The following is a 12,590-nucleotide window of genomic DNA, read 5'->3' as shown; positions in this document are numbered from 1 at the left end:
GCGGCCCGCAAAGCCGCCGCGGCCCCGCCGAAAAGCCGCCGCCGCGCGCTGTAGGAATTCCCCTAGAGCGTTTAACGGCAGCCTGGCGCACACCATTTGACGTGCGACTGTGTGGGCTGCCCCCCTCACCCGACGCTCTGGTGTTTGGAGTGCCTTCGATGAACGAGCCGGTGCCCAGCTGCTCCCGGAAATCCGCTCCGGGCCACGAGCCCGTGGCCGTGGTCGGCCTTGCCTGCCGGCTGCCCGGAGCCGAGGACCCGGCTGCCTTCTGGGACCTCCTCGTACGAGGCGGGGACGCGGTCGTCGACACCCCCGAGGACCGCCGCGCCGGAGCACCCGCCGAGGGATACCCGGCACCGCACGGCGGCACCGCCCCGCACCGCGGCGGATACCTGCGCGCCCCCGCCGACTTCGACGCCGCCTTCTTCGGCATCTCGCCTCGCGAGGCCGACGCCATGGACCCGCAGGCCCGCCTCGTCCTCGAACTGGGCTGGGAGGCCCTGGAACACGCGGGCATCCCGGCCACCCGCGCCCCCCGCACCACCGCCGTGTACATCGGCTCCGACGTCTGCGACTACGCCGACCTGGCGCGCCGGCACGGCTCCGAGGCCGTCGGACACCACACCCTCACCGGACTCCAGCGCGCCCTCATCGCCAACCGCCTCTCCTACGCCCTCGGCGTCAGCGGCCCCAGCGTCACGGTGGACAGCGCCCAGTCCTCTTCCCTGGTCTCGGTCCAGATGGCCTGCGACAGCCTGCGCCTCGGCGACAGCGCGCTGGCCCTCGCCGGAGGCGTGCACCTCAACCTCAGCCCCGACAGCACCCGGGCCGCCGCCCAGTTCGGCGCCCTCAGCCCGGACGGCCGCTGCCACACCTTCGACGCCCGCGCCAACGGCTACGTCCGGGGCGAGGGCGGTGCGCTCGTCGTCCTCAAGCTGCTCTCCGCCGCCGTCGCCGACGGGGACCGGGTGCTCGCCGTGATCCGCGGCGGCGCCGTGAACAACGACGGCACGGGCCGGAGCCTGACCACCCCCGACGCCGCCGCCCAGCAGGAGGTCCTGCGGGCGGCCTGCGCCCGCGCGGGCGTCGACCCCGCCCACCTCGACTACGTCGAACTGCACGGCACGGGGACCCGGGCCGGCGACCCCGTCGAGGCCACCGCCCTCGGCGCCGTCCTCGGCCGCGCGGACGGCCGCGCGACCCCGCTCGCCGTCGGCTCGGTGAAGACCAACATCGGCCACCTCGAAGGCGCCGCGGGCGCCGCGGGACTCCTGAAGACCGTGCTGTGCCTGGCCCACGGCACCCTCGTGCCGAGCCTGCACCACCGTGAACCGCACCCCGCCGTCGACCTGGCCGGACTCAACCTCCGGGTGCAGACCGCCACCGGACCGTGGACCCCCGCCGCGCCGGACCGGCCGCTGCTCGCGGGCGTCTCCTCCTTCGGCATGGGCGGCACCAACGCCCACCTCGTCCTCGCCCAGGCCCCCGCCGCCGAGCAGGCGCCCCGCGCCCCGCGCGAAGCCCCCGCGACCGTCCCGTGGCTGCTGTCCGCCCACACCCCCCAGGCGTTCAAGGCCCAGGCCGAACGGCTCGCGGACCACGTCACCCGGCACCCCGCCGACCCCGTCGACACCGCCTGGTCGCTCCTGGAGACCCGCGCCCACCTCCCGCACCGCGCCGTGGTCGTCGGCACCGACCCGGAGGACCTGGTGCGCGGCCTCGCCACCGCCCTGCCGGCCGGACCCGTGCGGGGCGACATCGACCGCCCCGTGTTCGTCTTCCCCGGGCAGGGCAGCCAGTGGGTCGGCATGGCGGGCCAACTCCTCGCCGAGGCACCGGCGTTCGCCACCCGGCTCGCCGAGTGCGCCGAGGCCCTGGCCCCGCACGTCGACTGGGACCTGATGGCCGTCCTGCGCGGCGACCCGGACGCCCCCTCCCTGGACCGCTCGGACGTCGTCCAGCCCGCCCTGTGGGCGGTCATGGTCTCCCTGGCCGCGCAGTGGCAGGCGCACGGCGTACGGCCCGCCGCCGTCGTCGGCCACTCCCAGGGCGAGATCGCCGCCGCCTGCGTCGCGGGAGCGCTCGGCCTGGCGGACGCCGCCCGCGTAGTCGCCCTGCGCAGCAAGGTCCTCGTCCCGCTCGAAGGGCTCAGCGGCATGGTCTCGCTGGCCCTCACCGAAGCCGACACCCGCCGCTTCACCGCGCGCTGGGGCGAGCGCGTCACCCTCGCCGCCCTCAACGGCCCCTCCTCCACGGTGGTCTCCGCCGACGCGGACACCGTCCTCGACATCCTCGCCACGGCCGAGCGCGAGCAGATCCGCGCACGCCGCGTCGGGATCGACTACGCCTCCCACTCCCCGCACGTCGAACCGGCCAGGGAGGAGATGCTGCGGCAGCTCGCCCCCCTCACCCCGCGCACCCCGCAGGTGCCGTTCCTCTCCACCGTCACCGGCGACTGGATCCAGGGCCCGGACACCGACGCCGGATACTGGTACGACAACCTGCGCAAGCCGGTGCTCCTGGAACCTGTGGTGCGCACCCTCACCGAGGCCGGCCACGGCGCCTTCCTCGAAGTCAGCCCGCACCCCGTGCTCACCGCGCCGGTCCAGGACACCGTGGAGACGGCCGCCGGACGCGAGAGCGCCGTGGTGACCGGGACCCTGCGCCGCGAGGACGGCGGCCCCGCACGCTTCCAGACCTCGCTCGCCGCCCTCTGGGTGCGCGGGGCCGACGTCGACTGGACCCCCTTCTTCACGGGCCTCGCACCGCGCCGCGTCGCACTGCCCACCTACGCCTTCCAGCGCCGCCGCCACTGGCTCGACGACGCCCCGGCGGCCCCCACCGCGGCTTCGGCCGAACCCGCCGCCGCCCCCGCGCGGCAGGCCGATCCCACGCCCGGCCCGGAGACGGACACCCCCGTCGAGAACCCCCTCGACCTGGTCCGCGCCCACGCCGCCGTCGTCCTCGGCCACCACGACGCCACCGAGATCGACCCCCAACTCTCCTTCAAGGAACTGGGATTCGACTCGGTGACCGCCGTCGAACTCCGCGACCGCCTCGCCTCCGCCACGGGCCGCAGCCTGCCCGCCACCGCCGTCTACGCGTACCCGACACCGGCCCGCCTCGCGCACCACCTGGGCGCCGGGGAGGACGAGAGCGCGCCCGAGCCGACCGGAGCGGGCGCCGCCGACGCGGACGACCCGGTGGTGATCGTCTCCATGGGCTGCCGCCTCCCCGGCGGGGTGGGCAGCCCCGAGGAGCTGTGGCACCTGGTGCGGGAGGAGGCGGACGCCCTCTCCCCGTTCCCGACCGACCGGGGCTGGGACCTGGACGGCCTCTTCGACACCGACCCCGACACCTCGGGCACCACCTATGTCCGCAGCGGCGGATTCCTCGACACCGCCACCCAGTTCGACGCCGCCTTCTTCGGGATCTCGCCGCGCGAGGCCCTCGCCATGGACCCGCAGCAGAGACTGCTCCTCGAAACCGTCTGGGAGACCCTGGAGCGCGCCGGAGTCGACCCCCGCTCCCTCGCCCAGTCGCCCACCGGAGTCTTCGTCGGGGCGACCGCCGCCGAGTACGGCCCCCGGCTGCACGAGGCCACCGAGGACGTCGAGGGCCACCTCCTCACCGGCACCACGGCCAGCGTGGCCTCCGGCCGGATCTCCTACGCGCTGGGCCTGGAGGGTCCCGCGGTGACGGTGGACACGGCCTGCTCCTCCTCGCTGGTGGCGCTGCACCTGGCGGTCCGCGCCCTGCGCGCGGGCGAATGCTCCCTCGCACTCGCGGCGGGAGCCACCGTCATGGCGAGCCCCGGCATGTTCGTGGAGTTCAGCCGTCAGCGGGGGCTCGCGGCCGACGGCCGCTGCAAGCCCTTCGCCGCCGAGGCGGACGGCACCGGCTGGGCCGAGGGCGTCGGCGTACTGCTCCTGGAGCGTCTGTCGGACGCGCGGGCGAACGGGCACCAAGTGCTCGCGGTGGTCCGCGGTTCCGCGATCAACCAGGACGGCGCCTCCAACGGGCTGAGCGCCCCCTCCGGTCCGGCCCAGCAGCGGGTGATCCGCGCCGCCCTGGCGGACGCGGGCGTGCCCGCCTCCGGGGTCGATGTGGTGGAGGCGCACGGTACGGGGACGAAGCTGGGCGACCCGATCGAGGCGCAGGCCCTGCTCGCCACCTACGGCCGGGAACACGACGCCGCGAACCCGCTCTGGCTGGGCTCGGTGAAGTCCAACATCGGCCACACCCAGGCCGCGGCCGGTGTCGCCGGGGTCATCAAGACGGTCCAGGCGATGCGCGCGGGTACGTTGCCCAAGTCCCTGCACGCGGACCGGCCTTCACCGATCGTGGACTGGTCGAGCGGGGGTGTCGCCCTCCTCGGCAGCGCCCGCCCCTGGGACACCGAGGACGGCCGTCCGCGCCGGGCCGCGGTCTCCTCCTTCGGCATCAGCGGCACCAACGCCCACGTCATCCTGGAGCAGCCGCCCGCCCTCGCGGAGGACGCTTCCGCGACCGAACCGGCGGCCCCCGCAGCCGAGTTGCCCTGGCTGCTCTCCGCCCGCAACGCCGACGCCCTCGCCGCACAGCACGACCGGCTCCGCGAGTACGTCGCCGCCCATGAGCCCCGTCCGGTGGACGTGGCGTGGTCGTTGGCGGCGGGGCGGAGCGTGTTCGAGCATCGCGCGGTGGTGATGGGGGGTGAGGTGGTCGCTTCGGGTGCGGCGGCTGCTTCCGGTTCCAACGGCTCCGAGCCGGTGTTCGTGTTCCCGGGGCAGGGGGCCCAATGGGTGGGCATGGCGGTGGAGTTGCTGGATTCCTCGCCGGTTTTCGCTGAGCGTTTCGGTGAGTGTGCGGCGGCGCTTGAGGAGTTCGTGGAGTGGTCGTTGTTCGATGTGGTGCGGGGTGTGGAGGGTGCGCCGGGCTTTGATCGGGTGGATGTGGTGCAGCCCGCTTTGTGGGCGGTGATGGTGTCGTTGGCTGCCTTGTGGGAGTCGTACGGTGTGCGGCCTGCTGCGGTGGTCGGGCATTCGCAGGGTGAGATCGCGGCGGCGTGTGTTGCCGGTGCGTTGAGTTTGGTGGATGGGGCGCGGGTGGTGGCGCTGCGCAGTCGGGCGTTGGTGTCGTTGGCTGGTCGTGGCGGCATGGTGTCGGTGGCGGTGGATCGTGCGCGGGCTGAGGAGTTGGCGGGGCGTTGGCCGGGCCGGGTGTCGGTTGCGGCGTTGAACGGTCCGTCGTCGACGGTGGTGTCCGGTGATGCGGATGCGCTGGATGAGTTGGTGGGGCAGGCGGATGAGTTGGGGGTACGGGCGCGTCGGATCGAGGTGGATTACGCCTCGCATTCGGCTCATGTGGACGCCATTGAGGGCGAGTTGGCGGAGCTGCTTGCGCCTGTGGTGGCCCGGGAGCCTGAGGTGCCGTTCTTTTCGACGGTGACGGGGGAGTGGGTCGCCTCGGGGGAGACGGAGGCGGGTTATTGGTTCCGTAATCTGCGCGGTCGGGTGCTGTTGGAGCCGGTGGTGCGTGCCTTGGTGGAGGAGGGCCATGGTGTCTTCGTCGAGGTGAGTCCGCACCCCGTGCTCGCTGTCCCGGTCGGTGAGACCGTCGAGGCTGCGGGGGTTGAGGGTGCGGTGGTGGGTTCGCTGCGTCGGGACCAGGGTGGTCTGGAGCGGATGTACGCCTCGCTCGGTGAGGCATGGGCGCACGGAGTCGAGGTCGACTGGAGCCCTGTCTTCGCCGGGCAGTCTCCGCGGCGGATCGATCTGCCGACGTATGCCTTCCAGCGGCAGCGGTACTGGCTGGAGTCCGCGAAGACACCCGCGGACGTGGCCGTGGATCCCGTCGAGGCGGAGTTCTGGGCGTCGGTCGAGCGGAACGATCTCGATGCGCTGGGGCGGACGCTGGGTGTGGAGGATGCGGCCTCGCTGGGCGAGGTGGTCCCGTTGCTGTCGTCCTGGCGGCGCGAGCGTCTCGACCGTTCGACGCTGGACGGCTGGCGCTACCGCATCGCCTGGCGTGAGCTCGCGGTGCCCGCTGCCGGTGAGCTGAACGGCAGTTGGCTCCTCGTCACCCCGGCCGAGGAGGAGGGGGACGACGCCCTCACCAGCGGGCTGCGGGAGGCCCTCGCCGCGCGGGCGGACCGCGTGGTCGTGCTCCCGGTGCCCGTGCGGGACGGCGACCGTGCCCGCTACGCCGCCCTGCTCTCCGCGGCCGGTGAGCCGGGCGAGTTCGCCGGTGTCCTGTCCACCTTGGGCCTGCGCGAGGAGCCGCACCCGGCAGAGGCGTCCGTGCCGCTGGGCCTGGCGGCCGGTCTCGCCCTGGTCCAGGCGCTCGGCGACACCGGCATCGAGGCGCCGCTGTGGTTCCTGACCCGGGGTGCCGTCGGCACCGGCCAGGGCGACGCCCCCACCGCCGCCCTGCAGGCGGGCGTATGGGGACTCGGCCGGGTCGCGGCCCTGGAGCACCCCGGCCGCTGGGGCGGACTCGTCGACCTGCCCGCCGATGCCGGAACCGAGACCTTCGCCCGGCTCACCGGGATACTCGCCGGGTGCGGCGACGAGGACCAACTCGCCCTGCGGGACGGGAAGGTGCTCGGGCGCCGACTGGTCCCCGCGCCCACCGGCGGCAGGGCCCCGGCGCGCGACTGGTCCCCGCGCGGCACCGTCCTCGTCACCGGGGGGACCGGAGCGCTCGGCGGCCACATCGCACGCTGGCTCGCCCGCAACGGCGCCGAGCACCTGGTGCTCACCGGCCGCCGCGGCGACGCCCCGCACCTCGACGCCCTGCGGGCGGACCTGGAGCCCTACGGCACCCGCCTCACCGTCGCCGGCTGCGACACCTCCGACCGGGACGCCGTCGCGGAACTGGTCGCCCGCCTGGACGCGGAGGGGACCCCCGTACGGGCCGTGCTGCACGCCGCGGGAGTGAGCGTGCTAGGCCCCCTCACGGAGGTGCGGGTGGAGGACCTGGCCGCCACCTTCTCCGGCAAGGTCCTCGGCGCCGACCACCTCGACGAGGTCCTGGCCGGCCGCGAGGTGGACGCCGTCGTGTACTTCTCCTCGATCTCCGGGACCTGGGGCGTCGCCGACCACGCGGCGTACGGTTCCGCCAACGCCGTACTGGACGCGCGGGCCGAGCAGCGCCGAGCCGAGGGCCGCCCCGTGCTCTCGGTCGCCTGGGGGCCCTGGGCCGGTGGCGGCATGATCGCCGAATCGGTCCAGGAGGACCTGCGGCGCCGCGGGGTGCCGGTCATCGCGCCGGAGACCGCGGTGGTCGGCCTTCAGCAGGCGCTCGACCACGACGAGAGCTATGTGGCCGTGGCCGACGTCGACTGGGGGCGCTTCACCGGGGTCTTCACCTCCGTCCGCCGCAGCCCGCTCCTCGACGAACTGCCCGGCGCGCGGCCCGCGGTGCCCGAGCGGCGGACGCCGGAGGCGGCCGAGGGCCACGCCCCGGCACTCCGCGAGATCGCGGCGCTCGACCCGGCCCGGCGTACCGCGGCACTGCACACCCTGGTCGCCGGTCAGGTCGCCGCCGCCCTCGGCCACCAGGACGCCGGGGCGCTCAGCGGGGAGGCCGCCTTCAAGGAGCTGGGCTTCGACTCGCTCACCGCCGTCGAACTGCGCAACCGGCTCGGCCGCACCCTCGGACTCACCCTGCCGACCACGGTCGTCTTCGACCACCCCAGCATCGTCGCGCTCACCGCCTTCGTCCAGGAACAGGCCTTCGGCCGGGGGGAGAGCGCGGCGGAGTCGGCGCGGCCGTCCGTCCGCGCGGCAGCGGGCGAAGCCGACGATCCGGTGGTGATCGTGTCGATGGGCTGCCGCTACCCGGGCGGGGTGGGCAGCCCCGAGGAGCTGTGGCGGCTGGTGCGCGAGGAGGCCGACACCGCCGCACCGTTCCCGACCGACCGCGGCTGGGACCTGGACGGCCTCTTCGACGCCGACCCCGACCACCTCGGCACCAGCTACGTCCGCGAGAGCAGCTTCCTGAAGGACCCCGCCGGGTTCGACGCGGGCTTCTTCGGCATCTCGCCGCGCGAGGCGCTCGCCATGGACCCGCAGCAGCGGCTCCTCCTGGAGACCACCTGGGAGACCCTGGAGCGCGGCGGCATCGACCCGAAGCGCCTGCGCGGCAGCTCCACCGGCGTGTACGTGGGCCTCACGGACCAGGAGTACGCCTCCCTGCTGCGCAAGTCCTCCGGAGAGAACGAGGGGTACCTCGCCACCGGCGCCGCCGCCAGTGTGGCCTCCGGCCGGATCTCCTACGCGCTGGGCCTGGAGGGTCCCGCGGTGACGGTGGACACGGCGTGCTCCTCCTCGCTGGTGGCGCTCCACTTGGCGGTTCGCGCCCTGCGCGCGGGCGAGTGCACCCTTGCCGTGGCCGCGGCCGCCACCGTGATGTCCGGCCCCAGCCCCTTCGTCGCCTTCAGCCGCCAGCGGGCCCTCGCCCCCGACGGCCGCTGCAAGCCCTTCGCGGCCGGGGCCGACGGATTCGCGCTCGCCGAGGGCGTGGGTGTGGTGCTGCTGGAGCGTCTGTCGGACGCGCGGGCGAACGGTCACCGGGTGCTCGCGGTGGTCCGTGGCTCCGCGGTCAACCAGGACGGCGCCTCCAACGGACTGAGCGCGCCCAACGGTCCCTCGCAGCAGCGGGTGATCCGCGCCGCCCTCGCCGACGCGGGCGTGCCCGCCTCCGGGGTCGATGTGGTGGAGGCGCACGGTACGGGGACGAAGCTGGGCGACCCGATCGAGGCGCAGGCGCTCCTTGCGACGTACGGGCGGGAGCGGGACCCGGAGCAGCCGCTGTGGCTGGGTTCGGTGAAGTCCAACATCGGCCACACCCAGGCCGCTTCGGGCATGGCCGGCATTATCAAGATGGTCCAGGCCATGGCGGCCCGCACGCTGCCCAAGTCGCTGTGTGCGGAGGAGCCTTCGCCCTTCGTGGACTGGTCGGGCGGTGCGGTCGAGCTCCTGGACAGCACCCGGGAGTGGGCCGAGCCGGAGGGCCGTCCGCGCCGGGCCGCGGTCTCCTCCTTCGGCATCAGCGGCACCAACGCCCACGTCATCCTGGAAGCGCCCGAGGAGGCGCCCGCTCCCGCGCCGGAAGAGGCCGCGGACCTGCCCGGCGCGGAGATCCCGCTGCTCGTCTCCGCTCGCGAGGAGGCGGCCCTCACCGCGCAGACCCGCCGCATCCTCGACCTCAGCAAAACCGGCGACGTCCGTCCGGTGGATGTGGCGTGGTCGTTGGTGGCGGGGCGGAGTGCCTTCGAGCATCGCGCGGTGCTGCTTGGGGGCGGGGTGGTCGCTTCGGCTGTGGCGGGTGCTTCCGGTGCCAACGGCTCCAAGCCGGTGTTCGTGTTCCCGGGGCAGGGGGCCCAATGGGCCGGTATGGCCGTGGAGTTGCTGGATTCCTCGCCGGTGTTCGCCGAGCGTTTCGGTGAATGTGCGGCGGCGCTCGATGAGTTTGTGGAGTGGTCGCTGTTCGATGTGGTGCGGGGCGCTGAGGGTGCGCCGGGCTTCGATCGGGTGGATGTGGTGCAGCCCGCTCTGTGGGCGGTGATGGTGTCGCTGGCGGCGCTGTGGGAGTCGTACGGTGTGCGGCCTGCTGCGGTGGTCGGGCACTCGCAGGGTGAGATCGCTGCCGCGTGTGTTGCCGGGGCGTTGAGTCTGGTGGACGGGGCGCGGGTGGTGGCGCTGCGCAGTCGGGCGCTGTCCCCGCTGGCCGGTCGTGGCGGGATGGTGTCGGTCGCTCTGGGCAGCGGCGCTGTCGAGGATCTGGTGGGGCGTTGGGGTACCCGGCTGTCCGTGGCGGCGGTCAACGGCCCGTCCTCGACCGTCGTCTCCGGTGACGTCGGCGCTCTCGACGAGCTGATGGGCGTGGCCGAGTCCTTGGGCGTACGGACGCGCCGGATCGAGGTGGATTACGCCTCGCACTCGGCCCATGTGGACGCCATCGAGGCCGAGTTGGCGGAGCTGCTTGCACCCGTGGTGGCCCGGGAACCCGAGGTGCCGTTCTTCTCGACGGTGACGGGGGAGTGGGTCAACTCGGCGGAGACGGACGCGGGTTACTGGTTCCGCAATCTGCGCAGCCGTGTGCTGTTGGAGCCGGTGGTGCGCGCCCTGGTGGAAGAGGGCCATGGCGTCTTCGTCGAGGTGAGTCCGCATCCGGTGCTCGCCGTCCCGGTCGGAGAGACGGTCGAGGCCGCGGGTGTCGAGGGTGCCGTGGTGGGTTCGCTGCGTCGGGGCCAGGGCGGCTTGGAGCGGATGTACGGCTCGCTCGGTGAGGCGTGGGCGCATGGCGTGGAGGTCGACTGGTCTCCGGTGTTCGCGGGGTTGTCGCCGCGGCGGGTCGATCTGCCGACGTACGCCTTCCAGCGGCAGCGGTACTGGCTGGAGTCCGCGAAGACAGCCGCGGACGTGGCCGTGGATCCCGTCGAGGCGGAGTTCTGGGCGTCGGTCGAGCGGAATGATCTCGATGCGCTGGGGCGGACGCTGGGTGTGGAGGACGCGGCCTCGCTGGGGGAGGTGGTGCCGCTACTGTCGTCCTGGCGGCGCGAGCGCCTCGACCGTTCGACGCTGGACGGCTGGCGCTACCGCATCGCCTGGCGCGCACACCGCACCTCCGACTCCGCTCAGTTGAACGGCAGTTGGCTTCTGGTCACTCCGGTGAGCGGCGCCGACGAGAGCCTCGTCGAGTCGGTCCGGCAGACGATGGAGAAGGCCGGGGCCGAGGTCGACGTCCTCGCCCTGACCGGGCCCGCCGACCGCGCGGCGCTCGTCTCCCGGCTGCGTCCCCGCGACGCGGAGCCAGCGGCCGGGGTGCTGTCCCTGCTGGCGTTCGACGAGACGTCCGACCCGAGGAGCCCGGCGGTCTCCCGCGGCCTCGTGGACTCCCTGGTGCTCGCCCAGGCTCTGACCGAGGTCGGCGGGGGAAGGCTCTGGGCGCTCACCCGCGGCGCGGTGACCGTGGACGGGACGGCCGCGCCCGACCCGGTGCAGGCGGCCGTCCGGGGACTGCTGCGGGTGGCCGGTCTCGACGACCCCGAGCGCTGCGGCGGACTGATCGACCTGCCCGCCGACGGCGTCGGTGAGGACCTGCTGGCCGCCGTCCCCGCCCTGCTCGCCGCGGAGGGCACCCAGGGACGCGAGACCGAGTACGCGGTACGCGCCGAAGGCGTGCACGTCCGGCGGATGGTACGTGCTCCGCTGGACCCCTCGGCGGACGGCGGCCCGTGGCAGCCGCGCGGCACCGTCCTGGTCACCGGCGGTACCGGGGCGCTCGGCGGGCATGTCGCCCGAGACCTGGCCCGGAGCGGGGCCGAGCACCTGCTGCTCGCCAGCCGCAGCGGGGCGAAGGCGCCGGGCGCGCCGGAGCTGGAGCAGGAACTCACCGCCCTCGGCTGCAAGGTCACCCTCGCCTCCTGCGACATCGCCGACCGCGCCGCGGTCGAGGAACTGGTGCGCACGGTGCCCGCCGAGTTCCCGCTGACGGCGGTGGTGCACACCGCCGGTGCGGTGGACCTGGCCCGCCCGCTGACCGAACTGGACACCGGCACCGCGGTCGCCCTGATGCACGCCAAGGTCGCGGGCGCCCGCAACCTCCACGAGGTGCTCGCCGGACGGCCGCTGGACGCCTTCGTGCTCTTCTCCTCCGGAGCCGGAGTGTGGGGCAACACCGGACAGGCCCCCTACGCCGCCGCCAACGCCTACCTCGACGCGCTCGCCGAACTCCGTCGCGCCGAGGGCCTGCCCGCCACCGCGATCGCCTGGGGCGCATGGGCCGGCGGCGGCATGGTCGACACCGAGGTGGGCGAGAACCTCGCCCGGCGCGGAGTGCCCGCCATGCCACCCGCATTGGCGGTCCGGGCGGTGCGCGAGTCGGCCGCGGATCCGCGGGGCGCCCTCGTCGTCGCGGACATCCGCTGGGACCGGTTCCTGACCGCGTACTCCGTGCACGGGCACCGTCCGCTGCTCGACGAAGTGCCCGACGTACAGGCCCTGTTGGCCGAGCGGGCGGCCGAGGAGGCAGCCGAGGAGGCGGCGACCGGGACCGGGAACGAGCTGCTGCGCGAGCTGGCCGCGCTGCCGCAGGACAAGCGGCGGCGACGGCTGACCGAGGTGATCCGCGCACACGCGGCCGCGGTGCTCACCCTGGGCCCCGGCGAGAGCGTCAAGGCGGGCCGCGCCTTCCGCGACATGGGCTTCGACTCGCTGACGGCGGTCGACCTGCGCAACCGTCTCGGCACCTCCCTCGGCGCCAAACTGTCCGCGACCCTGGTCTTCGACCATCCGACCCCGAAGGCGCTCGCCGACCACCTGGCCGAGGAGCTGCTGCCGGAGGAGGCCGGGCCGGGGGACGGGACCGATCCGCGCCTTGAGGGCGTGGCCGACGCCTACCGGAAGGCCTCCGGACCCGCGGAACGGCAGGAACTCGCCGACGCATTGCGCGCCCTCCTCGACGAGTGGGCGCACCCGACCGACGAGCCGGAGCAGGCGGCCGTCGACGAGGAACTGGTCGACGCTTCCGACCAGGACATGTTCGAGCTGATCGACAGGGAACTCGGGATCTCCTGAGCGGACCCCCGGACACGGCTTTCC

General features: G+C 74.2%; 1 protein-coding gene. It reads left to right on the top strand.

What is annotated here, in order from left to right:
• Nucleotides 1-158 precede the first annotated feature (158 nt).
• Complete coding sequence (locus MID12_RS02570) at nt 159-12,566, top strand: type I polyketide synthase (RefSeq protein ID WP_263164604.1); 12,408 nt, start codon at nt 159-161, stop codon at nt 12,564-12,566.
• Nucleotides 12,567-12,590 lie beyond the last annotated feature (24 nt).

This window comes from Streptomyces sp. SCSIO ZS0520 (assembly GCF_025643355.1).
GTDB lineage: Bacteria > Actinomycetota > Actinomycetes > Streptomycetales > Streptomycetaceae > Streptomyces > Streptomyces physcomitrii.
This window is presented reverse-complemented; position numbering and strand designations above follow the sequence as displayed.